The 24,046-nt window shown below is 57.3% G+C and carries 23 protein-coding genes; 16 read left to right on the plus strand and 7 right to left on the minus strand.

Features of this window, described 5'->3' with window-relative positions; all coding sequences use genetic code 11:
* Nucleotides 1–7 precede the first annotated feature (7 nt).
* A complete protein-coding gene (gene cyaY, locus AAZT04_RS21570) occupies nucleotides 8–328 on the minus strand; it encodes an iron donor protein CyaY (protein WP_129982561.1) in 321 nt (106 codons plus the stop codon).
* Between the two features lie 78 nt (nucleotides 329–406).
* Between cyaY and lptM the strand changes: the two genes are divergently transcribed.
* The 6 genes from lptM (at nucleotide 407) to uvrD (ending at nucleotide 6,061) form a co-directional block, all read left to right on the plus strand.
* Nucleotides 407–613, plus strand: coding sequence for an LPS translocon maturation chaperone LptM (gene lptM, locus AAZT04_RS21575; protein WP_020824768.1), 207 nt, complete (start codon nucleotides 407–409; stop codon nucleotides 611–613).
* A 58-nt stretch (nucleotides 614–671) separates the two neighbouring features.
* Nucleotides 672–1,496 carry a diaminopimelate epimerase gene (dapF, locus tag AAZT04_RS21580; RefSeq protein ID WP_020824769.1) on the plus strand — a complete coding sequence of 275 codons (825 nt, stop codon included), beginning with the start codon at nucleotides 672–674 and terminating at the stop codon, nucleotides 1,494–1,496.
* Nucleotides 1,493–2,197 carry a DUF484 domain-containing protein gene (locus AAZT04_RS21585; protein ID WP_020824770.1) on the plus strand — a complete coding sequence of 235 codons (705 nt, stop codon included), beginning with the start codon at nucleotides 1,493–1,495 and terminating at the stop codon, nucleotides 2,195–2,197. The genes dapF and AAZT04_RS21585 overlap by 4 nt, the downstream gene beginning before the upstream one ends.
* Nucleotides 2,194–3,105, plus strand: coding sequence for a tyrosine recombinase XerC (gene xerC, locus AAZT04_RS21590; RefSeq protein WP_434681669.1), 912 nt, complete (start codon nucleotides 2,194–2,196; stop codon nucleotides 3,103–3,105). Before AAZT04_RS21585 ends, xerC begins: the two co-directional genes overlap by 4 nt.
* Complete coding sequence (gene yigB / locus AAZT04_RS21595; protein WP_129982559.1) at nucleotides 3,105–3,821, plus strand: 5-amino-6-(5-phospho-D-ribitylamino)uracil phosphatase YigB; 717 nt, start codon at nucleotides 3,105–3,107, stop codon at nucleotides 3,819–3,821. Before xerC ends, yigB begins: the two co-directional genes overlap by 1 nt.
* 77 nt (nucleotides 3,822–3,898) lie before the next feature.
* A complete protein-coding gene (gene uvrD / locus AAZT04_RS21600) occupies nucleotides 3,899–6,061 on the plus strand; it encodes a DNA helicase II (RefSeq protein ID WP_434681671.1) in 2,163 nt (720 codons plus the stop codon).
* A gap of 56 nt (nucleotides 6,062–6,117) precedes the next feature.
* On the opposite strand, the gene AAZT04_RS21605 is transcribed toward uvrD, so the two are convergent.
* Complete coding sequence (locus tag AAZT04_RS21605) at nucleotides 6,118–6,597, minus strand: WbuC family cupin fold metalloprotein (RefSeq protein WP_020824774.1); 480 nt, start codon at nucleotides 6,595–6,597, stop codon at nucleotides 6,118–6,120.
* Nucleotides 6,598–7,042: 445 nt separating this feature from the next.
* On the opposite strand from AAZT04_RS21605, the gene corA reads away from it, so the two are divergent.
* Together corA and AAZT04_RS21615 are read left to right on the plus strand one after the other, a co-directional pair.
* Nucleotides 7,043–7,993 carry a magnesium/cobalt transporter CorA gene (gene corA / locus AAZT04_RS21610; protein ID WP_020824775.1) on the plus strand — a complete coding sequence of 317 codons (951 nt, stop codon included), beginning with the start codon at nucleotides 7,043–7,045 and terminating at the stop codon, nucleotides 7,991–7,993.
* A gap of 111 nt (nucleotides 7,994–8,104) precedes the next feature.
* Nucleotides 8,105–9,163, plus strand: coding sequence for an AbrB family transcriptional regulator (locus AAZT04_RS21615; protein WP_046374739.1), 1,059 nt, complete (start codon nucleotides 8,105–8,107; stop codon nucleotides 9,161–9,163).
* Nucleotides 9,164–9,170: 7 nt separating this feature from the next.
* Here AAZT04_RS21615 and rarD read toward each other — a convergent pair whose 3' ends face one another.
* Together rarD and AAZT04_RS21625 are read right to left on the minus strand one after the other, a co-directional pair.
* Complete coding sequence (rarD, locus tag AAZT04_RS21620; RefSeq protein WP_260629419.1) at nucleotides 9,171–10,058, minus strand: EamA family transporter RarD; 888 nt, start codon at nucleotides 10,056–10,058, stop codon at nucleotides 9,171–9,173.
* Nucleotides 10,059–10,122: 64 nt separating this feature from the next.
* Nucleotides 10,123–10,593: a thioesterase family protein gene (locus AAZT04_RS21625; protein WP_020824778.1), complete on the minus strand. Its 471-nt coding sequence runs from the start codon at nucleotides 10,591–10,593 to the stop codon at nucleotides 10,123–10,125.
* A gap of 201 nt (nucleotides 10,594–10,794) precedes the next feature.
* Here AAZT04_RS21625 and pldA point away from each other — a divergent pair, with 201 nt between their 5' ends.
* Genes pldA through rhtC form a run of 3 tightly spaced genes read left to right on the plus strand, consistent with a single transcriptional unit; the run spans nucleotide 10,795 to nucleotide 14,193 of the window.
* Nucleotides 10,795–11,673: a phospholipase A gene (gene pldA, locus AAZT04_RS21630; RefSeq protein WP_020824779.1), complete on the plus strand. Its 879-nt coding sequence runs from the start codon at nucleotides 10,795–10,797 to the stop codon at nucleotides 11,671–11,673.
* 48 nt (nucleotides 11,674–11,721) lie between these two features.
* Entirely contained in the window at nucleotides 11,722–13,554 is a 1,833-nt protein-coding gene (recQ, locus tag AAZT04_RS21635; protein WP_020824780.1) for an ATP-dependent DNA helicase RecQ, read from the plus strand.
* A 12-nt stretch (nucleotides 13,555–13,566) separates the two neighbouring features.
* Nucleotides 13,567–14,193, plus strand: a complete 627-nt coding sequence (rhtC, locus tag AAZT04_RS21640; RefSeq protein WP_020824781.1) for a threonine export protein RhtC — start codon at nucleotides 13,567–13,569, stop codon at nucleotides 14,191–14,193.
* A 51-nt stretch (nucleotides 14,194–14,244) separates the two neighbouring features.
* Here rhtC and rhtB read toward each other — a convergent pair whose 3' ends face one another.
* Nucleotides 14,245–14,865 carry a homoserine/homoserine lactone efflux protein gene (gene rhtB / locus AAZT04_RS21645; RefSeq protein WP_020824782.1) on the minus strand — a complete coding sequence of 207 codons (621 nt, stop codon included), beginning with the start codon at nucleotides 14,863–14,865 and terminating at the stop codon, nucleotides 14,245–14,247.
* 135 nt (nucleotides 14,866–15,000) lie between these two features.
* On the opposite strand from rhtB, the gene pldB reads away from it, so the two are divergent.
* Both pldB and yigL read left to right on the plus strand, forming a co-directional pair.
* Nucleotides 15,001–16,038 (plus strand): lysophospholipase L2, encoded by a 1,038-nt coding sequence (gene pldB / locus AAZT04_RS21650; protein WP_046374738.1) that lies wholly within the window; start codon nucleotides 15,001–15,003, stop codon nucleotides 16,036–16,038.
* A gap of 11 nt (nucleotides 16,039–16,049) precedes the next feature.
* Nucleotides 16,050–16,850 (plus strand): sugar/pyridoxal phosphate phosphatase YigL, encoded by an 801-nt coding sequence (gene yigL, locus AAZT04_RS21655; protein WP_434681676.1) that lies wholly within the window; start codon nucleotides 16,050–16,052, stop codon nucleotides 16,848–16,850.
* A gap of 35 nt (nucleotides 16,851–16,885) precedes the next feature.
* Here the strand turns inward: yigL and glpQ are convergent, their stop codons facing one another.
* Together glpQ and glpT are read right to left on the minus strand one after the other, a co-directional pair.
* Nucleotides 16,886–17,965 carry a glycerophosphodiester phosphodiesterase gene (gene glpQ, locus AAZT04_RS21660; protein WP_434681678.1) on the minus strand — a complete coding sequence of 360 codons (1,080 nt, stop codon included), beginning with the start codon at nucleotides 17,963–17,965 and terminating at the stop codon, nucleotides 16,886–16,888.
* 233 nt (nucleotides 17,966–18,198) lie between these two features.
* On the minus strand, nucleotides 18,199–19,554 hold the full coding sequence (gene glpT / locus AAZT04_RS21665) for a glycerol-3-phosphate transporter (RefSeq protein WP_020824786.1): 1,356 nt from the start codon (nucleotides 19,552–19,554) through the stop codon (nucleotides 18,199–18,201).
* Nucleotides 19,555–19,919: 365 nt separating this feature from the next.
* Between glpT and glpA the strand changes: the two genes are divergently transcribed.
* The 3 genes from glpA to glpC are packed head-to-tail and all read left to right on the plus strand — an operon-like array spanning nucleotide 19,920 to nucleotide 24,020.
* Nucleotides 19,920–21,563 (plus strand): anaerobic glycerol-3-phosphate dehydrogenase subunit A, encoded by a 1,644-nt coding sequence (gene glpA, locus AAZT04_RS21670; protein WP_020824787.1) that lies wholly within the window; start codon nucleotides 19,920–19,922, stop codon nucleotides 21,561–21,563.
* On the plus strand, nucleotides 21,553–22,824 hold the full coding sequence (gene glpB, locus AAZT04_RS21675) for a glycerol-3-phosphate dehydrogenase subunit GlpB (protein ID WP_116691457.1): 1,272 nt from the start codon (nucleotides 21,553–21,555) through the stop codon (nucleotides 22,822–22,824). The genes glpA and glpB overlap by 11 nt, the downstream gene beginning before the upstream one ends.
* On the plus strand, nucleotides 22,821–24,020 hold the full coding sequence (gene glpC, locus AAZT04_RS21680; protein WP_261110203.1) for an anaerobic glycerol-3-phosphate dehydrogenase subunit GlpC: 1,200 nt from the start codon (nucleotides 22,821–22,823) through the stop codon (nucleotides 24,018–24,020). The genes glpB and glpC overlap by 4 nt, the downstream gene beginning before the upstream one ends.
* Nucleotides 24,021–24,046 lie beyond the last annotated feature (26 nt).

Genomic DNA, 24,046 nt, shown 5'->3' on the forward strand with positions numbered 1-24,046 from the left:
GCCATTGTTAGGAAAACGTCACCTCTTCGCCGGCCTGTGCGCTGGCCGCTTCACTCAGTAAGGGGTAGAAGGCGCGGTCGCTGCGATCGCACAGCCACACGCCGTCACGGTAGTTAAAGTGATAGCCGCCGGTTTTGGTCGCCAGCCAAATCTGATGCAATGGCTCCTGGCGATTGATCACAATTTTGGTGCCATTTTCGAAGCTTAACGTCATTACGCCGCCGTTAGTTTCGTAATCGATGTCCGCATCGCCGCCAAAATCGTCCAGGGTCTCTTCAATATTCAGCATCAGTTGGTCAGCCAACTGGTGAAACTCACTGTCGTTCATATTCAATTCCTATTGCTTTTCATGATCCACCTGCGATTATAGAGACCTTGGACGCATGAATTACAGGCATTAATGCAAATGAAAAAACAACTACGCTATGCGCTGATGGCAGTTCTGCTTGCCGGGCTCTCCGGCTGCGGCCTGAAGGGCCCGCTGTACTTCCCGCCAGCCGATCCGGCCAGCACTAAGAAACCGGCTACCCAGGTTCAGACCGGCGATCAGGTACAGAAAAATCAGCAGGAACTTTCTGGCTCTCAGCAAAAACCGTCGATGAGCGACCAGTAACACCTTGTTTGCGGCGGCGTGAGTCACCGCAAACCCAAGACGGATAGCGGAGTATGATATGCAGTTCTCCAAAATGCACGGTCTGGGCAACGACTTTATGGTGGTCGATGCCGTTACACAGAATGTCTATTTCTCACCCGAGTTGATCCGCCGTTTGGCCGATCGGCACTTGGGCGTTGGCTTTGACCAGCTGCTGGTGGTAGAACCGCCTTACGATCCGGAACTGGATTTCCATTACCGCATTTTTAACGCCGACGGCAGTGAAGTGGCGCAGTGCGGTAACGGCGCTCGCTGCTTTGCCCGCTTTGTACGGCTGAAAGGCTTGACCAACAAGCGCGATATTCGCGTCAGTACCCAGACCGGGCGCATGGTGTTGAGCGTGACCGACGATGATCTGGTGTGCGTGAATATGGGTGAGCCGAACTTCGATCCCCAGGCAGTGCCGTTTCGCGCAACCAAAGAAGAAAAGACCTACATCATGCGTGCGGCGGAACATACGGTGCTGTGCGGCGTGGTGTCGATGGGCAATCCACATTGTGTTTTACAGGTGGATGATGTAAAAACCGCCAAGGTGGAGCTGCTTGGGCCGGTGCTGGAAGGGCATGAGCGCTTCCCGGAACGGGCCAACATCGGTTTTATGCAAATTGTCAGTCGCGAGCACATTAAACTGCGCGTCTATGAGCGCGGCGCTGGCGAAACGCAGGCCTGCGGTAGCGGAGCCTGTGCGGCCGTGGCAGTAGGGATTCAACAGGAATTGCTGTCAGAAGAGGTGCATGTAGAACTGCCGGGCGGCAGCCTGCATATTCGCTGGAAAGGGCCGGGCAGCCCGCTGTTTATGACCGGTCCGGCAACCCATGTATATGACGGATTTATTCATCTATGAAGAGCGTTGAGGACCAGGCTGTCGCAGGCATTGAGCTTGATGACGACGCCGTGATGCAGTTTCTGCTGCAAAACCCGGATTTCTTTATGCGCAACGCGCGGTTGGTGGAGCAAATGCGCGTTCCCCATCCCGTTCGCGGCACCGTATCGTTGGTCGAGTGGCATCTGGCTCGCCAGCGCAATCACATCCATCGGCTGGAAGAAGAAATCACGCTGCTGATGGAGCAGGCCAGCGCCAACGAAACGCTGTTTGCCAGCCTGCTGCATTTGCAGGCCAACCTGGCCACCGCCGACAGCCTGCAGGATATGCTTAACCGCCTGCAGCGTTGGGCGCGCGGTTTCGGTTTGGCCGGCGCCAACATCCGCCTGTTTTCCGAAAGCTGGAAAATCGGCGCACCTTCCGATTTCACTCACCTTGCCCTGACGCGCTCTTCGTTTGAACCGTTACGCATTCAGCGTCTGGGTGACCAACAGCACTTTCTTGGCAGCCTTAATGGTCCTGAGTTGCTGTTGTTGCTGCCGCAGGCCAAACTGGTCGGCTCGGTAGCGCTGTCGATGCTGGGTGATGAGGGCGAGCTGGGTATGGTGATTTTCAGCAGCCGCGATACGCAACATTATCAGCAGGGCATGGGCACGGTGATGCTTAATCAACTGGCGCGCATGCTGCCGGAACTGCTGGAACGCTGGATCGAACGCGCATGACCCCGCTGGCGGCCAGCCTGCAACAGCCGGTCGATGCCTTTCTGCGCTATCTGAAGGTGGAACGCCAGCTCAGCCCCTTGACGCTGTTAAGCTATTCACGCCAATTGCAGGCGCTGATGGCGCTGGCTCAGGATATGGGCATCACGGAGTGGCCGTCGTTGGACGCCGCCAAAGTCCGGATGCTGGCGGCGCGCAGTAAACGCGCCGGCCTGCAGTCTTCCAGCCTCGCGTTACGCTTGTCGGCATTACGCAGTTTTCTCGACTGGCAGGTCAGCCAGGGCATGCTGATAGCCAACCCCGCCAAAGGGATCCGCACGCCACGCAGTGGCCGTCATCTGCCGAAAAACATCGACGTCGATGAAATGAATCAGCTGCTGGATATCGATCTCAACGATCCGCTGGCGGTACGCGATCGCGCTATGCTTGAGGTGATGTACGGGGCAGGGCTGCGTCTTTCTGAACTGGTGGGGCTGGACTGTCGCCACGTCGATCTGGCCGCCGGTGAAATTTGGGTTTTGGGTAAGGGCAGCAAGGAGCGCAAGCTGCCGGTCGGCCGCACCGCCGTGACCTGGCTGGAACACTGGCTGGCGATGCGCGACCTGTTCGGGCCGTCAGACGATGCGATGTTCCTGTCCAATCAGGGAAAACGCATCTCGACCCGTAACGTGCAAAAACGTTTTGCCGAGTGGGGCGTCAAGCAGGGCGTTAACAGCCACATCCATCCGCACAAGCTGCGTCACTCCTTTGCCACCCATATGCTGGAGTCCAGCGGCGATCTGCGTGCGGTGCAGGAACTGCTTGGCCATGCCAATCTGACCACTACCCAAATCTATACCCACCTCGACTTTCAACATCTGGCGAACGTGTACGATGCCGCGCATCCACGCGCCAAACGGGGGAAATCCTGATGCACTTTTATCGTCCGCTACGCCCGCTGGCGGCATTGACCTTCGATCTGGACGACACGCTGTACGACAACCGTCCGGTGATCAAACAGACCGAATTGCAGTCGGTGGCTTTCCTGCAGAATTATCATCCCGGGCTGAACCACTTCCAGTCGGCGGATTTTCACCGCCTGCGCCAAGAGTTACGTGAACAGGATCCAGAGATTTACCACGACGTCACCCAGTGGCGTTGGCGTGCCATCCACCTGGCGCTGAGCCGTCAGGGGCTGCGTGATGCCCAGGCTGCTGAAGGGGCTGACGCGGCGATGCAGAATTTTGCGCTGTGGCGCAGCCGCATCGAAGTGCCTGAAGCTACCCACGCTACGTTGAAAGCATTGGGCGAACGCTTTCCGCTGGTGGCGATCACCAACGGCAATGCCGATCCCGCGCAGTGCGGGCTGGACGGTTACTTTCAGTTTGTGCTGCGCTCCGGGCCGGATGGCCGCGCTAAACCTTATCAGGACATGTACCAGTCGGCTGCTGAGCGTTTAGGCATCGCCCCTGAGCATATTCTCCACGTCGGCGATGATTTAACCACCGACGTCGCCGGCGCGTTGCGCTCAGGCCTGCAGGCCTGTTGGATCAACGACCGTCAGCGCAGCCTGATGCAGGCTGCCGATAGCCGGCTGCTGCCACATATTGAGATTTCGCAGTTGGCATCGCTGACAGCATTGTTATAATCCCTGCCAGAACTCTGTATAAATTCCCAGTGGAATCGCGTCGCTGACGCGCTTTCCCTTACCAATTAATGGTGCCTATGGACGTTTCCGATCTGCTCGACAGCCTGAATGAAAAACAACGCGAAGCCGTGGCGGCGCCACGTGGCAACCTGTTGGTACTGGCCGGCGCGGGCAGCGGTAAAACACGGGTACTGGTGCACCGCATCGCCTGGCTGCTGTCGGTAGAGAACTGTTCGCCGTATTCGATCATGGCGGTGACGTTCACCAACAAAGCCGCGGCGGAAATGCGCCACCGTATCGAACATCTGATTGGCACCAGTCAGGGTGGCATGTGGATCGGCACCTTCCACGGGCTGGCTCACCGGTTGCTGCGCGCACATCACATGGATGCCAATCTGCCGCAGGATTTCCAGATCCTCGACAGCGACGACCAGTTCCGCCTGCTCAAACGCATCGTCAAGGCGTTGAATATCGACGAGAAACAATGGCCCCCGCGTCAGGCGATGTGGTACATCAACGGCAAAAAAGATGAGGGCCTGCGCCCGCAACACGTCGAGACCTATAATAATCCGGTGGAGGCAACCTGGTTGCGTATCTACCAGGCCTATCAGGAAGCCTGCGATCGCGCCGGGCTGGTAGATTTTGCCGAGCTGTTGCTGCGCGCCCATGAGCTGTGGCTGAACAAACCGCATATCCTCAACCATTACCGCGAACGTTTTACCAATGTACTGGTAGATGAGTTTCAGGATACCAACAGCATTCAATATGCCTGGATCCGCCTGCTGGCCGGCAATAACAGCAACGTGATGATCGTGGGTGACGATGACCAGTCGATTTATGGCTGGCGCGGCGCTCAGGTGGAAAATATTCAACGTTTCCTGAAGGACTTCCCCGGTGCGCAGAGCGTCCTTCTGGAACAAAATTACCGTTCGACCAGCAATATTCTAAAGGCAGCCAACACCCTGATCGCCAACAACGGCGGGCGCATGGGTAAAAACCTGTGGACAGAGGGCGGGGATGGCGAACCTATTTCTATCTACTGCGCGTTCAACGAACTCGACGAGTCGCGCTTTGTCGTCAGCCGCATCAAAACCTGGCAGGAAAATGGCGGCGCACTGAATGACTGCGCCATCCTTTACCGCAGCAACGCCCAGTCGCGCGTGCTGGAAGAGGCGCTGCTGCAAACCGCCATGCCTTACCGCATTTACGGCGGGCAACGCTTCTTCGAACGTCAGGAAATCAAGGATGCGCTGGCCTATCTGCGGCTGATAGCCAACCGTAATGACGACGCTGCGTTCGAGCGCGTAGTAAATACCCCGACCCGTGGCATTGGCGACCGGACGCTGGACGAAGTGCGTCGAACGGCGCGCGATCGTCAATTGACCCTGTGGCAGGCCACCCGCGCCCTGCTGCAAGACAAGGTGCTGGCCGGCCGTGCGGCCTCTGCGCTGCAGCGCTTTACCGAACTGGTGGATTCACTGGCGCATGAAACCGCCGATATGCCCTTGCACGTACAGACCGACCGGGTGATCCGCGATTCGGGGCTGTTCATTATGTATGAGCAGGAAAAGGGCGAGAAAGGCCAGGCGCGTATCGAAAACCTTGAGGAGCTGGTGACGGCAACCCGTCAATACAGCTATCAGGATGAAGATCAGGATCTGATGCCGCTGCAGGCATTTTTGTCGCATGCTGCGCTGGAGGCGGGCGAAGGCCAGGCCGATGCCTATCAGGATGCGGTGCAGTTGATGACCCTGCACTCGGCCAAGGGGCTGGAGTTCCCGCTGGTGTTTATCGTCGGTATGGAAGAGGGGATGTTCCCGAGCCAGATGTCGCTGGATGAAGGCGGGCGGCTGGAAGAAGAACGTCGTCTGGCCTACGTTGGCCTGACGCGTGCCATGCAGAAACTGACGCTGACCTATGCCGAAACGCGCCGTCTGTACGGCAAGGAAGTTTACCATCGGCCTTCGCGTTTTATCGGTGAACTGCCGGAGGAGTGCGTGGAAGAAGTGCGGTTGCGTGCCAGCGTATCGCGACCGGTGAGCCATCGTCGTATGGGCACGCCGATCAGTGAAAACGATACCGGCTACAAGCTGGGGCAGCGAGTGCGTCACCCTAAATTTGGCGAAGGCACCATCGTCAATCTGGAAGGCAGCGGCGAACACAGTCGGCTGCAAATTGCGTTCCCAGGGGAAGGCATCAAGTGGCTGGTGGCCGCCTATGCCAGACTGGAAACGGTGTAGCGGGGCAGTAGCCGCCGAACCCAAAGGGGCGAATCTCTTCGCCCCAGCACTCAGGCTTAAAGCGTACGGGTATAGCGATCGCCAACTTGCGCGGTGGCATACCAGCGCATCACAGCTTCGATGCCTTCACCACCTTCCGGAGGAGCCCAGTGCATGCAGTCCTCTTCCGACAGCGCCTGATAAGGCCCCTGTTTTACTTCAAACACCACGCCGCCGGGATCAACCGACAGCACGGCATGCCAGGTAAACGCCGGCATCTCCAGTACTTTGGTTTCTTCACCCAGCAGCGTGCGTTGGGTGACGACACCTTCCTCATTAAACTGCAATACCACAAAGCGGCCGCGTAGCGGTGTCAACAGTTCCCAGGTTTGCGGATGGCGGTGCGGTCGAATATAGGTGCCAGGTTCCATGGCAATCGCCAGTCGCTGCACCGGCTCGCTCAACTCGTCGTGTAACGTACGGTGCGCGCGCAGGCGAGCCACTTTAGCGGCCTGCTCACTCATGGCGGTCAGGTCGTGGGCGGTAATCTGTTTCATCGTTAAAGTCCGCAAGCTTATCGTGGCTTCATATTAGCAATATTCACCGACGCGGTCAGAGATCCCCGCGACTTTTTCGTTACCCTTTATCACGGATTAAACCGATTTTGTCCCATTGGTTATGGCGATGAATTGTTGCGCAATTATCGGGCCTAACCGGTTGACAGACTTTTTCTTCTCGGCGTAACATGCGCGCACTATTATCAATGAGGACATACGCCTTGGACACACCCAGTAGATACTGGCTCACTGACCTGGACAACAACAGGTACAACTTCTAAGGCTATCCCATCGAGCTGATAGCCTTCGTGGTTGTCGGCGACCTCTTAAGTGTCGCTACGAGTCAGATCCTTCATGGTCTGAAACAAGCTGGTGATGCAACACCCCTCTGTTTCTGTGCTTCCACGCGTTGTTTACCCCTGTCACCCTAAGGGAGTTTTAGCAGATGCTGAGCGCGTTTAAATTAGATAAAAGCCGCCTGTCCCGTCTGGAGTTGGATGACTCCGATGATCTCACCACCTCGCTGTGGGTTGATCTGGTTGAGCCGGAAGAAGGCGAGCGTGAACGCGTGCAAAACGAGCTGGGCCAAAGCCTGGCGACACGTCCGGAGCTGGATGATATCGAAGCCTCCGCGCGTTTCTTCGAAGACGAAGACGGCCTGCATATTCACTCCTTCTTCTACTTTGAAGATGCGGAAGACCATGCCGGTAACTCCACCGTAGCTTTCACCATCCGTGATGGCCGTCTGTATACCTTGCGCGAGCGTGAGCTGCCGGCGTTTCGCCTGTACCGCATGCGCGCACGTAACCTGACGATGGTGGACGGCAACGCTTACGAGCTGTTGCTGGATCTGTTCGAAACCAAGATTGAGCAGTTGGCGGACGAAATTGAAAACGTCTACAGCGATTTGGAAAAGCTCAGCCGGGTGATTATGGAAGGCCATCAGGGCGATGAATACGACGAAGCGCTGTCGACGCTGGCCGAACTGGAAGATATCGGCTGGAAAGTGCGATTGTGTTTGATGGATACCCAGCGTGCGCTGAATTTCCTGGTGCGTAAGGCGCGTTTGCCGACCGGTCAGTTGGAGCAGGCGCGTGAAGTGCTGCGCGACATCGAATCTTTGCTGCCACACAACGAATCGTTGTTCCAGAAGGTGAACTTCCTGATGCAGGCGGCGATGGGCTTTATCAATATCGAACAGAACCGCATCATCAAGATCTTCTCGGTGGTGTCGGTGGTGTTCCTGCCACCGACGCTGGTGGCCTCAAGCTACGGGATGAACTTCGAGTTTATGCCGGAGCTGAAGTGGTCGTTCGGCTATCCGGGCGCCATCAGCCTGATGATCCTGGCGGGGCTGGCCCCGTATCTGTACTTCAAACGCAAGAACTGGCTGTAAGCTGACGGGCGAACCTGTTCGCCCGATATTTCTTCTGTCGACCAACGCTTAGCCTGCTAAATAGGGGTAGAATGCCCCTTTGGCTTATCTGTCCGTAAGGCATGCGTTTTGATGGAGAGGTTTCCCCGCTTGATCCAATGGTCGATCCTGCTGCTGGCTTCGCTGGTGCTGGGGTTTGGCCTTCAAAGATTCCATATTCCCGCTGCACTGTTGCTGGGGCCGATGATTGTCGGCGTGGCCATGGGGCTGCTGGGCGCCACGGTTCGCATTCCAGGTTACCTGTTCATCGCCGCACAGGCGGTGCTGGGCTGCATGATCGCGCAAAGTCTCTCTCCTGCTATTCTCACACCGTTACTGGATGACTGGCCGTTGGTGCTGCTGGTGTTGATCGCTACGCTGCTGGCCAGCGGAGTTTCTGGCTGGTGTCTGGTGCGTTATAGCAGTCTGCCGGGGCCAACCGGTGCCTGGGGCTCATCGCCCGGCGGGGCATCGGCGATGGTGGCGATGGCCGGGGACTTCGGTGCCGACGTGCGGCTGGTGGCGTTTATGCAATACCTGCGGGTGTTGTTTGTCGCAACCGCGGCGGCGATGGTGGCGCGCATTGGGTTGGGTGATGAAGCGGGGCATGGCGGCGCGATGCTGGAGTGGTTCCCTTCACTGGATTGGCGTTTCCCGGCGACGCTGGGCATTGCCGTGGTCGGCGCCTGGCTTGGCCCCCGGTTGCGTATTCCCTCCGGCGCGTTGTTGCTGCCGATGATCATCGGCGCGACGCTGCATTCCAGCGGTACCATGGCGTTACAGGTGCCGGAATGGCTGTTGGCCCTGGCTTATACCCTGATTGGCTGGAGCGTCGGGCTGCGCTTCACCCGGCCGATTTTTTTGTTGGCGCTGCGTACCTTGCCGCAGATGGTGGTGTCGATCGTCGCGCTGATGCTGTTTTGCGGTCTGCTGGCATGGATGCTGACGCGTTTCCTGCCGGTGGATTTGATGACCGCCTATCTGGCGACCAGCCCGGGTGGGCTGGATACCGTGGCGATCATCGCCGCCGGCAGTCGGGTCGACATGTCTTTCGTGATGGCGATGCAGACGCTGCGTTTGTTCACCATCTTGCTGACTGGCCCGGCGATGGCACGATTCATTTCCAACCGCGCCACCCCGGCTTCAACTTAGCGCTGCTTCAACGCAGTTTGCGTTGGGTATAGAGCGCGTCGAGGATAAACAACAGCAGTGCGGCCCAGATAAAGCCAAAGGTCACCAGCTTGTCCTGGCCGACAGTTTCGCCATAGAAGGTGACGGCCAGCAGGAACATCAGCGTGGGGCCGAGATACTGGAAGAAGCCGAGTGTCGACAGGCGCAGGCGGGTGGCTGCGGCGGTAAAGAACAGCAGCGGTACGGTAGTGACGATGCCGGCTGCCACCAGCAGCAGGTTCAGCGACCAAGGGTTGGCGCTCAGGTGACTGGTTGGGCTGTCGGCGAACAGGAAAAGATACGCAGCCGCGACCGGCAGCAGCCACAGGATTTCAATCAGCATGCCGGTTTGCGCGTCGATGGCGATCTTCTTGCGCAGCAGACCGTAGAACGCAAAGCTAAATGCCAGCCCCAGCCCGATAATCGGCAGCGAACCGAATTGCCACAGCTGAATCAACACGCCGGCGAATGCCAGTACCACCGCTATCCACTGCATGCGGCGGAAACGTTCACCCAGGAACAGCATCCCCAGCAGCACGTTCACCAGCGGGTTAATGAAATACCCTAGGCTGGCTTCCAGCATATGGTGGTTATTCACCGCCCAGATAAACAGCAGCCAGTTGCCGCCGATCAACACCGCGGTCACCGCCAACAAGAACAGCCGTTTGCGATTGTGGCAGGCGGCGCGCACCTGCGACCAGTTACGCCCGAGCGTGATCAGCGCCAGCATAAAGAAGAATGACCAAATAACCCTGTGGGTGAGGATCTCATCCGCAGGCACCTGTTGGATCAGTTTGAAATAGGCTGGAGCTATGCCCCAAATAAAATAGGCGGCTAGAGCAAAGAAGATGCCCTGCCGCGTTTGCTGTGCGTCCATGACGTTACTCAGATGGGAAAAACGGAGATGCGGTGAGTGTACTGAAGAGCCTCACCGCATACAATCACCCGACCAGATAGGTCGCGGTAGCGCTGGCGATGTGCAGGCCATCGTGGTTATGCAGTTCAACGCGGGCGACCGCGACTTTGTTGCCGCTGCGCAATACGCTGGCCGCCGCGATAAAGTGCTCGCCACGGCCCGGGCGCAGATAATCAACGCGCAAATCTATGGTGCCCATGCGCGACAGACGGCTAGCGACTTCTTCTTCGATCAGTGGATCCAGGCGCATCAGCACGCTACCGGCGCAGGCTAACCCGGCGGCGACGTCGAGCACCGAGGCGATCACCCCGCCGTGCAGGATCTTCTGGGCCGCATTGCCAACCAGCTTGGGCTGATTGGTGAAACTCAGCTCCACGTAGTCGTCGTCAAAGCGGCGCAGCTCGAGACCCAGCTCGCGGTTAAACGGCATGTGATAAACAAAGATTTCGCCAATTTTTTGGCGTGCGGCTTCTAGTGTGAGTGGTGTGGTAGACATAAATACCCATTCTTGTTCTGTGTCGTAGGGAAGTAAACTGGTCAGTCCAGGTTAACCGTTTGTTGATATTATGCCTATATTTTGTTGCTTTCCAGACTAATCCAATAAATACACGCCGTGCTGCTGTAAAATCTCCTTTGTGTGTAAAATGGCCTGTTTTTATTTCAGAGTTTGTCATTTTTTGTTGGGGTGAGGAACGTTATGCGCATTTTGTCAGGGATCGTTTTGGCCACGCTGGCCGCGCCGCTGCTGGTACAGGCGGAAGAAGCCAAAGAGCAGCAAATTCATGATAAACCGGCGGTACGCGGCAGCATTATTGCCAACATGCTGCAGGATCACGACAACCCATTTACGCTGTATCCGTATGAAACCAACTATGTGTTGTATACCGATACCAGCAATATCAATAAAGAAGCCATCCAGTCCTATAACTGGTCCGATAACGCCCGCAAGGACGAGGTGAAGTTCCAGCTTAGTCTGGCATTCCCACTGTGGCGCGGCATTGCGGGCGACAACTCGGTGCTGGGTGCATCTTATACTCAGCGCTCCTGGTGGCAGCTTTCCAACCACGGTGAATCATCACCGTTTCGCGAAACCAACTACGAGCCGCAGGTGTTCCTCGGCTGGGCGACCGATTACCGCTTCGCCGGCTGGACATTGCGCGATGTGGAAGTGGGCCTCAATCACCAGTCCAACGGCCGTTCTGATCCCACCTCACGCAGTTGGAACCGCGGTTACGCGCGCTTTATGGCGCAAAACGGCAACTGGCAGGTGGATCTGAAGCCCTGGTTCCGTTTCTCGGAAAGCAGCAGCAGCGACGATAACCCGGATATCACCAAATACATGGGCTACTACCGCCTGAAAGTCGGTTATGCCTGGGGTGACAGCATCTTCAGCGTCGACAGCCACTATAACTGGAACAGCGGCTACGGCGGCGCGGAAATGGGCTGGAGCTACCCGATCAGCAAGCACGTGCGTTTCTACACGCAAGTCTTCAGCGGTTACGGCGAATCCTTGATTGATTACAACTTCCGGCAGACACGGGTTGGCGTTGGTGTCATGCTTAACGATATTATGTAATCCGGCCGTCATACAGGCGTCGCTACGCAGCAAAAAATGGGGAAGTGTGTGTCAACCGCAGCAGTGATAAACAAAGAGTTGCTGGCAGAGCAGGTATTACGCGATACCTTCGGCTATCAGCAATTCCGACCGGGTCAACAAACGATTATCAACACGGCGATCGGCGGGCAGGATTGCCTGGTTGTTATGCCGACCGGCGGCGGTAAATCGTTGTGCTATCAAATCCCGGCGCTGGTGATGGATGGCCTGACGTTAGTGGTTTCCCCGTTGATTTCGCTGATGAAAGATCAGGTCGATCAGCTGTTGGCCTATGGCGTCTCCGCCGCCTGCTATAACTCGACGCAAACGCGTGAGCAGCAGCTCGAAGTGATGGCGGGGTGCCGCAGCGGCCAGATCAAAATGCTGTACATCGCTCCCGAGCGGCTGATGATGGACAGCTTTCTCGATCTGCTCGACCACTGTCCGCCGGCGTTGCTGGCAGTAGACGAAGCACACTGTATCTCGCAGTGGGGCCACGACTTCCGCCCAGAATACCGTGCCTTGGGGCAGTTGAAGCAACGCTTCCCCGCGATGCCGGTGATAGCCCTGACGGCGACAGCCGATGAATCTACCCGTGGCGACATCGTGCGCCTGCTGGCACTGCAGGACCCTCTGGTACAGGTCAGCAGCTTTGACCGGCCGAACATCCGCTATACGCTGGTGGAGAAGTTTAAACCTCTCGATCAACTGTGGCGTTTTGTACAGGACCAACGCGGCAAAAGCGGCATTATTTACTGCAACAGCCGGGCCAAGGTGGAAGACACCACCGCGCGCCTGCAAAGCCGTGGGCTGAGCGTGGGTGCCTATCACGCCGGGCTGGACAACGATCGCCGCGCCCAGGTGCAGGAAGCGTTCCAGCGTGACGATTTACAGGTGGTGGTGGCCACCGTCGCCTTTGGTATGGGCATCAATAAACCGAACGTGCGCTTTGTGGTGCACTTTGATATTCCGCGCAATATCGAATCTTATTATCAGGAAACCGGCCGTGCCGGGCGCGATGGCCTACCCGCCGAAGCTATCTTGTTGTATGACCCGGCCGATATGGCCTGGCTGCGCCGCTGCCTGGAAGAAAAGCCTGCCGGACAACAGTTGGACATCGAGCGCCACAAGCTGAACGCCATGGGCGCATTTGCCGAAGCGCAAACCTGCCGCCGCCTGGTGCTGCTTAACTATTTTGGCGAGGGCAAACATCAGAACTGCGGCAACTGCGATATCTGCCTGGATCCGCCCAAGCGCTACGACGGGCTGGAAGATGCGCGCAAAGCACTGTCTTGTGTCTATCGCGTCGGGCAGCGTTTCGGTTTGGGCTACATTGTCGAGGTGTTACGCGGCTCCAATAATCAGCGTATCCGCGAATACGGCCATGAAAAGCTGCCGGTGTACGGCATTGGCCGCGACCAAACCACCGAACACTGGACCAGCGTGCTGCGTCAGTTGATCCACCTGGGGTTTATTACTCAGAACATTGCCATGCATTCGGCATTGCAGCTGACCGAGGCCGCACGCCCGGTGTTGCGCGGCGAGCTGGAGCTGCAACTGGCGGTGCCACGTATTCAAAGCCTGAAATCGCGTGGCAGTGCCAACCAGAAATCCTACGGCGGCAACTACGATCGCAAACTGTTTGCCAAACTGCGCAAGCTGCGTAAATCGATTGCCGATGAAGAAAATATTCCGCCTTACGTGGTGTTTAACGATGCTACGCTGCTGGAAATGGCGGAACAGATGCCAATCAAGGCCGGCGATCTGTTGAGCGTTAACGGCGTTGGCCAGCGTAAGCTGGAGCGTTTTGGCGCCCCGTTTATGGCGATGATCCGCGATCATCTCGATAATGACGAAGACTAAGGGCAGTAAATCATGCTGATGTTATTTCTGACCGTGGCGCTGGTGCACCTGATTGCGCTGATGAGCCCGGGGCCGGACTTCTTTTTTGTTTCGCAAACCGCCGCCAGCCGTTCACGCCGTGAGGCGATGATGGGGGTAGTGGGCATCTCGCTGGGCATCGTCGTCTGGGCGGGCGTGGCGCTGATGGGCCTGCACCTGATCCTGCAAAAAATGGCCTGGCTGCATCAGGTTATTATGGTGGGCGGGGGGATTTACCTGTGCTGGATGGGCTGGCAGCTGCTGCGCTCCGCACGCTCTCAGAATGCACAATCAACGCCAGCACCGGAAGTGAAAGTGGCCTTGCCTAAGCCGGGACGCAGCTTTATTCGCGGTTTTCTGACCAACCTGTCAAATCCAAAGGCCGTTATCTATTTCGGCAGCGTGTTTTCACTGTTTGTCGGTGACGACGTGGGCGCCGGTGCGCGCTGGGGGCTGTTCCTGTTGATCATTGCCGAGACTTTTGTCTGGTTCAGCCTAGTGGCCGTGGTGTTTGCGCTACCGGCAATGCGCCGGGGCTATCAACGCTTGGCTAAATGGATCGACGGACTGGCGGGGGTATTGTTCACCGGTTTCGGCTTGCACCTGATCTTTACCCGTTAATTTTGGGGCAGTGAACCAGAGGGCCGAACAGCGATGTTCGGCCCTTTTGCATCAGGCTTTTCGGGCCGTGGCCAGCAGCCCTGCGACCAGGATGAACAGCGAGCCAAAGATGCGGTTCAGCAGTTGCATTTGGCGTGGGGTCTTCAGCCAACCGGCAATACGGGTCGCCAAAGTGGCGTAGCCAATCATCACGATGATATCGACCACCACCGTAGTGACGCCGAGTACCAGGTACTGCTCGGCTTGGGGCTGATTGGGCAAAATAAACTGTGGAAACAGCGCCGCCAGAAAAACGATGCTTTTCGGGTTGGTCAGATTCACCAGCACGGCGCGGCGGAACAGACGGCGGCGCGGCATGGTGCCCGCCAGCGTATGCAAGTCCAGCGAACCGGCGGCGCGCCACTGCTGAATACCGAGCCACACCAGATAAGCGGCACCCAGCCATTTCAGCAATTCAAAAGCCATCAGCGACTGCGAGATCAGCGCCCCCAGGCCAATGCCCACCAGCAGGATATGCAGGCTCAGCCCGACCTGCAGCCCGGCGATCGAGGCTGCTGCCCCACGATAACCGTGGCTGATGCCGGTGCTCATGGTGTTGATCGCTCCAGAGCCGGGTGACAGGCTGAGGATAAGGGTTGTCAGCAGGTAGGTTAGCCACCAGTCCAAAGTCATTGCAGTGCTCCCTGAAAGCGCCAATTTGTGCCAAAATGATTCGGTTTTTGTAGGAATTGAATCACAATACGCTAGTATTATTTCTTGTGCCAGCGGTCACATTTTTACCGCTGGCGGCTCAGGGAAAAGCATTTGATGACGTCGTTTACTCTTAGCACCGATGACTGGTTAACGCGTGAAACGCAGTTTGCTGCTTTCGCCACCGGCCCGCTGCTGGACTTTTGGCGGCTGCGTGAGGAGGGCGAGTTCATCGGCGTTGGCGGCGTACCCATCCGCTTCGTACGATTCTGTTCTGCGCGTCATCAGCGGGTGGTGGTGGTAAGCCCCGGCCGCATCGAAAGTTACGTTAAATATCCAGAGGTTGCCTACGATCTGTTCCAGTGTGGCTATGATGTGATGATTTTAGATCACCGTGGGCAAGGCCGTTCCGGCCGTTTGCTGGCGGATACGCACCGTGGTCATGTGATAAACTTCAGCGATTACGTCGACGATTTCACCCAGTTCTATCAGCAGGAAGTGAAGCCACGCGGTTACCGGCAACGCTTTGCGCTGGCGCACTCAATGGGGGGCGCGATCCTGGCGCAATTCCTGGCTCGTCAGCCGCAGGCCTTTGACGCCGCCGCGTTTTGTGCGCCAATGTTCGGCATTTATTTACCGATGCCGGGTTGGATGGCCAATCGCATTCTTGACTGGGCGGAGAAGCACCCGAAGGTGCGTGAGTACTATGCGATAGGCACCGGCCAGTGGCGCCCACTGCCGTACGTGGTCAACGTGTTGACCCACAGTCGTGAACGTTATCGGCGCTGCTTGCGCTATTACGCCGACTATCCCGAGCTGCAGGTGGGGGGGCCCACTTACCATTGGGTGCGAGAAAGTCTCCAGGCCGGTCGGGATATCATCGCTCAGGCGGCTAACATCACTACGCCGCTATTGTTATTGCAGGCCGGGGAGGATCGGGTGGTCGACAACCGCTCTCACCAGGCTTTTTGTCAGGCATTGTCAGAAGCGGGGCACCCTTGCGAAGGGGAAAAACCGCAGGTTATCGAAGGCGCACGGCATGAGATCCTGTTTGAGCGGGACGCGATGCGCGCCGAAGCACTGAACGCAATCCTGCGTTTCTTTGCTCAACACTTAGGTGGTACCCCTACCGCCGACCACTCCATCAGAGGTTAGAACATACCGCTATGTATCACGTCGTCGCTTCCGATTTAGATGGCACGCTGCTGTCACCTGACCACACCTTGTCCCCGTACGCCAAAGAGACCTTGAAGCTGCTGACCCAGCGTGGGGTACATTTCGTCTTCGCTACCGGGCGTCACCATATCGACGTTGCGCAGATCCGCGATAACCTCGACATCAGCGCCTTTATGATCACGTCCAACGGCGCTCGCGTGCACAACACCGACGGTGAGCTGATTTTCAGCCATAACCTGGCCGAAGACATTGCCCGCGACCTTTACGGCATGCTGCATAACGATGCCGATATCACCACCAACGTCTACCGCAACGACGACTGGTACATCAACCGCGAAAGCCCTGAACAGAAAGAGTTTTTCCAGGAATCCATTTTCCAGTACCAGTTGTTCGAACCGGGCCTGTTGGAAACCGACGGCGTGTGCAAGGTGTACTTCACCTGCGACGATCACGAAAAGCTGCTGCCGCTGGAAGATGCCATCAATGCACGCTGGGGCGATCGGGTTAACGTCAGCTTCTCGTTCCCAACCTGTCTGGAAGTGATGGCGGGTGGCGTGTCAAAAGGGCATGCGCTGGAAGAAGTGGCCAAGATCATCGGTTATACGTTGAAAGAGTGCATCGCCTTCGGCGACGGCATGAACGATCTGGAAATGCTGTCGATGGCCGGTAAAGGCTGCATCATGCGCTACGCGCATCAGCGTTTGAAAGATAAACTGCCTGAGCTGGAAGTCATTGGCTCCAACGTCGACGACGCGGTGCCACATTACCTGCGGAAAATGTTCCTGGGTTGATATGAACAGGGCGCCTTGCGGCGCCCTGATTGGTATTACTTGTGCTGGCCCTGCTTTTGCAGGAATTGCACGCCCTTGTCAGGGAAGTCGGTGAACACGCCGTCCACGCCCGCCTGGTTGTAAATCACGTCATACAGCTGATTCACGTCGGTCACGTAGTCTGGCAGCGCATCGGCGCGGATGGTGAATGGGTGCACCGCCAACTTGTTGGCATGCGCTTCTTTCACCATGTCGGTCAGCACCACCTTGCCCGGCTTGGATTTTTCCGCCACCACCAGCATGTGGTAGTCCGGTCCGATGCCGTCGGCATACTGGGCGATTTGCTTCATCGCGCCCGGTTTGAACATCCAGTCATAGTCGTATTCCACCCATTTGCCGTCGGCTTTCTGCTCGTAGGTTTCCTGCCACTTGTTATAGGCGATCAATTGGATCAGCTTCAGATCCATGCCCATTTTCGGTCCCAGCTCGGTTTTAATCCGCTTCAGCTCGTTGGCATCGAAGCATTGCAGATAGACGTTATCGCCCTTGCCGGTGTAGCCGTACTGTTTCAGAACCGCCAGCACCTTGCTGGAAATGTCTTTCCCTTCCTGCTTATGGAACCACGGCGCTTTGATTTCCGGGTAAATACCGATGTTTTTGCCGGTTGAATGATTCAACCCCTGCACAAATTCGATCTCTTCCTGGAAGGTATGGACGCGGAAGTCGGATTTACCCATCGGGAAACGACCCGGGTAACCCTGTACCTTCTTGCCATTTTCGATCTCAAAACCTTCGGTGAACTTCAGCGACTTGATTTCAGGCAGCGTAAAGTCGATGGCGTAATAACGGCCGTCTTTGCGCGCGCGGTCCGGGAAACGCTCTGCTACGTCGGTGACGCGATCGAGGTAGTGGTCATGCAACACCACCAGCTCGTTGTCCTTGGTCATCACCAGATCTTGTTCGAGGAAATCCGCGCCCTGCGCGTAGGCCATGGCCTTCGCTGGCAGCGTGTGTTCCGGCAGATAACCGCTGGCGCCACGGTGGGCGATCACCACCTTGTCGGCGGCTTGTGCGGCGCTGACCATTGAGGTGGCCAGGATAATCCCTGCCAGCAGGGCTTTGACTTGAGTCCGCATATTGTTGTTCTCCATGTTGTAGGTGCAGGGGTAGTAAAAAGGCCGGTGATTAACCGGCCTAAGACTGCTGACAAAGTCCTTTGCAGTTAAACGTTATGATCTGGGGACTAATAAAAACAAAGGATTATGTCTTATGAGCTACTCCAAACGCCCGAAAATCCCATTTTTCGGGTGTTTGTCATCAGATAAAGGCCGCAAGGCGGCCTTTAAATAATGCGAAAGTTGTATGACGCTTAACCGCGTTTGTTGGCAGCGATTTCCGCGTGGTGTTTTTTCTCGCTCATCATGGTCAGCAACAGCAGCACTACCGCGCCGATGCTACCGCCAATCATCACCATAAAGCCGCCGTCCCAACCGAAGTAGTCAACGGTGTAGCCGACGATGGCGCTGGCTGCAACAGAGCCGCCCAGGTAACCGAACAGACCGGTGAAGCCTGCGGCGGTGCCGGCGGCTTTCTTCGGCGCCAGTTCCAGTGCGTGCAGGCCGATCAGCATGACCGGGCCGTAAATCAGGAAGCCGATGGTGATCATACAGGCCATATCGATGCCAGGATTACCGACCGGGTTCAGCCAGTAAACGACGGTGGCAATGGTCACCAGCGTCATGAAGAACACGCCGGTAGCGCCGCGGTTACCCTTGAACACCTTGTCCGACATCCAGCCGCACAGCAGGGTGCCCGGAATACCGGCATACTCGTACAGGAAGTAAGCCCATGAAGACTTGTCCAGCGCGAAGTGTTTCACTTCTTTCAGGTAGGTCGGTGACCAGTCCAGAATGCCGTAACGCAGCAGATAAACGAACACGTTAGCTACGGCGATGTACCACAGCAGTTTGTTCGGCAGGATGTACTGCATGAAGATCTGCTTGGCCGTCAGCTCTTCTTCCGCTTTGTCGGTGTAGTCGTCCGGATAATCGTTTTTGTATTCTTCAATCGGCGGCAGGCCGCAGGATTGCGGGGTGTCGCGCATCAGGGCAAAGGCGATCAGGGCTACCAGAATGGCACCGAAGGCCGGCATGTACAGCGCCGCGTGCCAGTCGTTGAACCAGGCCATACCCAGCAAGAACAGCAGCGGTGGCAGACCGCCACCCACGTTATGGGCGCAGTTCCAGACCGAAACGATACCGCCACGCTCTTTCTGCGACCACCAGTGCACCATGGTGCGGCCACAAGGCGGCCAGCCCATGCCCTGGAACCAACCGCACAGGAACAGCAGCACGAACATGACCGCGATGCTCGATGTCGCCCATGGAACGAAGCCCATGAACAGCATGACCGCAGCAGCCAAAATCAGGCCTGCGGGCAGGAACACGCGTGGGTTGGAGCGGTCAGAAACCGACCCCATGATAAATTTTGAGAAACCGTAGGCGATGGAAATACCGGACAGCGCGAAACCGAGGTCACCGCGGCTGAAGCCCTGGTCAATCAGGTAAGGCATGGCCAGGGTGAAGTTCTTGCGCACCAGGTAGTAGGCGGCATAACCGAAGAAAATCCCCATAAATATTTGCCAGCGCAATTTACGGTACAGCGGGTCGACTTTGTCGACCGGCACACGTGAAATGTGTGCTGCCGGCTTAAAAATACTCAACATGAGCGCCTCCGATGGCTTTATCTAGTTATCACATCAATATGATCTTTTACGTTCATTTGATGATTGAGCGGATATCGAATGTGGTGTTTTTTTGTTCCATAACGAGCGTCATCCTAGTCAAAACCGCCTGGTGTCGCTGTGATGAATGGCGCAAATGTTACACTTTTATGAAACACCGGCGGATTTTGAGCGATTCGTTAACGTTATGAAATAGAAAAACGCCTAAAAATCGTGATTGTGATCACATTCGTGGTTTTTTGTGGACATTTTACTTTCGTTTTAAGTTCGTTATTGTTCCTTATCAAACAAAGACCCCAATGACTGTGGCCCAATAGGGCAATAACCACGGATCCAGAGGGAGCGTCATGAGCAGCCATTCAGCAGAAAACGAAACGGATGTGATCATCATTGGCGGCGGCGCGACCGGCGCGGGCATTGCTCGTGACTGCGCACGCCGCGGGCTGCGTTGCATACTGCTGGAGCGTCATGATATCGCGACCGGCGCGACCGGGCGCAACCACGGCCTGCTACACAGCGGTGCGCGATATGCGGTAACCGACGGCGAATCTGCGCGCGAATGCATAGAAGAGAACCGTATCCTCAAACGCATTGCGCACCACTGCATCGAGCGAACCGACGGGCTGTTTATCACCCTGCCGCAGGATTCGCTGGCTTACCAACAGCAGTTTATTGTCTCCTGCCACAGCGCCGGTATCAACGCTGAAGCTATTGATCCGCAGTTGGCGTTGCGGCTGGAGCCGGCGGCTAATCCGGCGCTCATCGGTGCCGTGCGCGTGCCGGACGGCACTGTCGATCCTTTCCGTTTGACCGCCGCCAATATGCTCGATGCCCGTGAGCATGGCGCACAGATCCTCACTTATCACCAGGTGGTCGGTTTATTACGCACGGGCGATCGCGTTACCGGAGTGCGTGTTTTCGACCATCAATCGTCGCGCCGTTATGATATTCACGCCGAAGTGGTGGTCAACGCTGCCGGTATCTGGGGTCAGCAGATTGCCGAATATGCCGATCTGCGAATTCGCATGTTCCCGGCTAAGGGCGCTTTGCTGATCCTGGGTCATCGCATCAACAACATGGTGATCAACCGCTGCCGCAAGCCGGCGGACGCCGACATTCTGGTTCCGGGCGACACCATCTCGCTGATTGGCACCACCTCCACCCACATTGATTATGATCAGATCGACAACATGCTGGTGACCCCGCAGGAAGTGGACATTTTAATCCGCGAGGGCGCGCTGCTGGCACCTGAATTGGCGCAAACCCGAATTCTGCGTGCTTATGCCGGCGTTCGGCCTTTGGTAGCCAGTGACGACGACCCTAGCGGTCGCAACGTCAGCCGTGGCATCGTGCTGCTCGATCATGCCAGCCGCGACGGTCTGGAAGGCTTTATCACCATCACCGGCGGCAAGCTGATGACCTACCGGCTGATGGCGCAGTGGGCGACCGATAAAGTGTGCGAAAAGCTTCGGGTAGACAGCCCCTGCACTACCGCACAGGAGGCGTTGCCGGGTTCTCGTCAGTCGGCGGAAGAAACGGTGCGTAGCGTGGTGTCTTTGCCTGCCAGTATTCGTGGCTCGGCGGTTTATCGCCACGGCGACCGTGCAAACCGCGTACCGGCGGGGGATCGGTTGGACAACAGCCTGGTGTGCGAATGCGAAGCGGTGACCGCCGGCGAGGTGCGTTATGCGGTTAACTCTCTCACCGTCAATAACCTGGTCGATTTGCGTCGCCGTACCCGCGTTGGCATGGGCACCTGCCAGGGGGAGCTTTGCGCCTGCCGTGCCGCGGGGCTGCTGACACGCTTTAACGTCACCACCCCGCAGCAGTCGATCGACCAGCTATCGCATTTCCTCAACGAGCGTTGGAAAGGCGTCCGGCCTATCGCCTGGGGCGATGCGCTGCGCGAAAGTGAATTTACCAGTTGGGTTTACCAGGGATTGTGCGGGCTCGATGCCCGGGGGGAACAGGAGGCCGATGATGCGATTTGACGTAGTGGTGATTGGCGGTGGCCTGGCGGGTATGACCTGCGCCATCCGCCTGGCGGAACAGGGCAAGCGCTGTGCGGTGGTCAGTTCTGGCCAGAGTGCACTCTATTTTTCATCCGGCTCGCTTGATCTGTTGGCGCAACTGCCCGACGGCACCCCGGTGACAGAGCCATTGGCGGCGCTGTCCGCACTGGCAACACAGGCACCCCGGCATCCCTATGCGTTGATCGGTGCCGAGCGGGTGGCGGCGCTGTCGGGTGAAGCTGCATCGCTGCTACAGCGCTGTGGGCTTGATTTACAGGGTGACAGCGAACGCAATCATCTGCGCATCACGCCGCTGGGCACACGCCGGGCGACCTGGCTCAGCCCGCAGGCTATCCCCGTTACGCCGTTAGGCGGTGAACTGCCGTGGCGGCACATTGCGGTGATCGGCATTGAAGGCTTTTTGGATTTTCAGCCACAGTTGGCCGCCAGTTCCCTGACGCAGTCCCTGGGCGTTCGGGCTGAGGTGGCAGATATGCACTTGCCGGCGCTGGACCGGCTGCGCAATAACCCCAGTGAGTTCCGAGCGGTAAATATCGCCAGGGTACTGGATCTGCCGGAAAACCTGACGCCAATGGCGGACGAGCTTCGGCGGTTGGCTGCGGACGCCGAGGCGATATTCTTGCCGGCCTGTCTGGGGCTGGAGGATGACGCGCCATTGGCGGCGCTGCAGGCGGCGGTCGGCAAACCGATTCGCCTGCTGCCGACGCTGCCGCCTTCAGTGCTCGGGATGAGGTTGCACCAGGCGCTGCGTTCGCGATTACAGCAATTGGGCGGCGTTTTTATGCCGGGGGACAGCGTGCTGCGGGCGGATATTGAAGCTGGGCGAGTCACCGGTGTTTATACCCGCAACCACACCGACATTCCGTTGGTGGCGCAGCAGGTGGTGCTGGCCAGCGGCAGTTTTTTCAGTAATGGGCTGGTGGCGGACTTCGACGGCATACGTGAACCGGTATTTGGACTGGATGTCGACAGTAAGGCGGAGCGTGCAGACTGGAGTTGTCGCGAGCTGTTTGCTCCGCAACCCTATTTGCAGTTTGGGGTACGCACCGATAACCAACTGCGTGCCCTAAGGCAGGGAGAGCCTTTGAGTAACCTGTATGCCATAGGGGCGGTGACCGGCGGCTACGATCCGCTGCAGCAGGGCTGCGGTGCAGGTGTTTCGTTGGTGGGAGCATTGCATGTCGCGCAACAGATTGCGGCACAGGAGGAGCAACCATGAGCCTGCACAAAGACAACAGTTTTGAGAACTGCATCAAGTGCACCGTCTGCACCACCTATTGCCCGGTGGCCAAGGTCAATCCGCTTTATCCCGGGCCCAAGCAGGCTGGGCCGGACGGCGAACGCCTACGGTTAAAAGATCCGGCGCTGTACGACGAAGCGCTGAAGTATTGCACCAACTGCAAACGCTGTGAGGTGGCCTGCCCGTCCGACGTCAAAATTGGCGATATCATTCAGCGGGCGCGTGCCGACTTTGCCCAGAGCAAGCCGACGCTGCGCGACGCCATCCTCAGTCATACCGATATCATGGGCTCGCTGTCGACGCCGTTTGCGCCGATCGTCAACGCTGCCACCGGGTTGAAGCCGGTGCGCGCGCTGCTGGACAAGGCGTTGAAAATTGATCACCGTCGCGAACTGCCCAAATACTCGTTCGGCACCTTCCGCCGCTGGTACCGCCAGCAAGCGCAGGCCCAACAGCGTTACGCTGAGCAGGTGGCTTTTTTCCACGGCTGCTTCGTCAATTACAACCACCCGCAGCTGGGTAAGGATCTGATCAAAGTCTTCAATGCGATGGATATCGGCGTGCAGCTGCTTAAGCGCGAAAAATGCTGCGGTGTGCCGCTGATTGCCAACGGCTTTATCGCCCAGGCCAAGAAACAGGCCAAGGTGAATGCCGAATCGCTGCATGAGGCGGTGTTGGAGCGCGGCATCCCTGTTGTGGCCACATCATCGAGCTGTACTTTTACACTGCGTGACGAATACCCGCATTTGCTGGAGGTGGATACCTCGGCGGTGCGTGAACGGGTGGAGCTGGCGACGCGCTATCTGTACCGCCTGCTCAATCAGGGGCGCAGCCTGCCGCTGAAGCGCACGCCATTGCGGGTGGCCTACCATACGCCGTGTCACATGGAGAAAATGGGCTGGACGGCCTATACGCTGGAATTATTGCGGCAGATACCGGGGCTGGAGCTGGTGGTATTGGATTCGCAGTGTTGCGGCATTGCCGGCACCTACGGATTTAAATCCGAGAACTATGCGACTTCGCAAGGGATTGGCGCATCGCTGTTTCGCCAGATTGAGGAGAGTGGGGCCGATTTGGTGGTGACGGACTGCGAAACCTGTAAATGGCAAATCGAGATGTCGACCAGCAAGCGCTGCGAACACCCGATTACCCTGTTGGCACAGGCCCTGGCGTAGGGCGCAGCAGTGTGAACTGCGCCCTA

Origin of the sequence: Serratia sp. Je.1.23.a (genome assembly GCF_051129805.1) — a bacterium.
GTDB lineage: Bacteria > Pseudomonadota > Gammaproteobacteria > Enterobacterales > Enterobacteriaceae > Serratia > Serratia liquefaciens.

Excerpts from the sequence above, each read along its gene's own strand:
- xerC (WP_434681669.1), top strand. The coding sequence starts at position 2,194 with ATGACCCCGCTGGCGGCCAGCCTGCAACAGCCGGTCGATGCCTTTCTG.
- glpT (WP_020824786.1), bottom strand. The coding sequence starts at position 19,554 with ATGTTGAGTATTTTTAAGCCGGCAGCACACATTTCACGTGTGCCGGTC.
- AAZT04_RS21625 (WP_020824778.1), bottom strand. The coding sequence starts at position 10,593 with ATGTCTACCACACCACTCACACTAGAAGCCGCACGCCAAAAAATTGGC.
- yigL (WP_434681676.1), top strand. The coding sequence starts at position 16,050 with ATGTATCACGTCGTCGCTTCCGATTTAGATGGCACGCTGCTGTCACCT.
- rhtC (WP_020824781.1), top strand. The coding sequence starts at position 13,567 with ATGCTGATGTTATTTCTGACCGTGGCGCTGGTGCACCTGATTGCGCTG.
- pldA (WP_020824779.1), top strand. The coding sequence starts at position 10,795 with ATGCGCATTTTGTCAGGGATCGTTTTGGCCACGCTGGCCGCGCCGCTG.
- glpC (WP_261110203.1), top strand. The coding sequence starts at position 22,821 with ATGAGCCTGCACAAAGACAACAGTTTTGAGAACTGCATCAAGTGCACC.
- uvrD (WP_434681671.1), top strand. The coding sequence starts at position 3,899 with ATGGACGTTTCCGATCTGCTCGACAGCCTGAATGAAAAACAACGCGAA.
- AAZT04_RS21585 (WP_020824770.1), top strand. The coding sequence starts at position 1,493 with ATGAAGAGCGTTGAGGACCAGGCTGTCGCAGGCATTGAGCTTGATGAC.
- yigB (WP_129982559.1), top strand. The coding sequence starts at position 3,105 with ATGCACTTTTATCGTCCGCTACGCCCGCTGGCGGCATTGACCTTCGAT.
- AAZT04_RS21605 (WP_020824774.1), bottom strand. The coding sequence starts at position 6,597 with ATGAAACAGATTACCGCCCACGACCTGACCGCCATGAGTGAGCAGGCC.
- glpQ (WP_434681678.1), bottom strand. The coding sequence starts at position 17,965 with ATGCGGACTCAAGTCAAAGCCCTGCTGGCAGGGATTATCCTGGCCACC.
- corA (WP_020824775.1), top strand. The coding sequence starts at position 7,043 with ATGCTGAGCGCGTTTAAATTAGATAAAAGCCGCCTGTCCCGTCTGGAG.
- pldB (WP_046374738.1), top strand. The coding sequence starts at position 15,001 with ATGACGTCGTTTACTCTTAGCACCGATGACTGGTTAACGCGTGAAACG.
- glpB (WP_116691457.1), top strand. The coding sequence starts at position 21,553 with ATGCGATTTGACGTAGTGGTGATTGGCGGTGGCCTGGCGGGTATGACC.
- lptM (WP_020824768.1), top strand. The coding sequence starts at position 407 with ATGAAAAAACAACTACGCTATGCGCTGATGGCAGTTCTGCTTGCCGGG.
- glpA (WP_020824787.1), top strand. The coding sequence starts at position 19,920 with ATGAGCAGCCATTCAGCAGAAAACGAAACGGATGTGATCATCATTGGC.
- rhtB (WP_020824782.1), bottom strand. The coding sequence starts at position 14,865 with ATGACTTTGGACTGGTGGCTAACCTACCTGCTGACAACCCTTATCCTC.
- dapF (WP_020824769.1), top strand. The coding sequence starts at position 672 with ATGCAGTTCTCCAAAATGCACGGTCTGGGCAACGACTTTATGGTGGTC.
- cyaY (WP_129982561.1), bottom strand. The coding sequence starts at position 328 with ATGAACGACAGTGAGTTTCACCAGTTGGCTGACCAACTGATGCTGAAT.
- AAZT04_RS21615 (WP_046374739.1), top strand. The coding sequence starts at position 8,105 with ATGGAGAGGTTTCCCCGCTTGATCCAATGGTCGATCCTGCTGCTGGCT.
- rarD (WP_260629419.1), bottom strand. The coding sequence starts at position 10,058 with ATGGACGCACAGCAAACGCGGCAGGGCATCTTCTTTGCTCTAGCCGCC.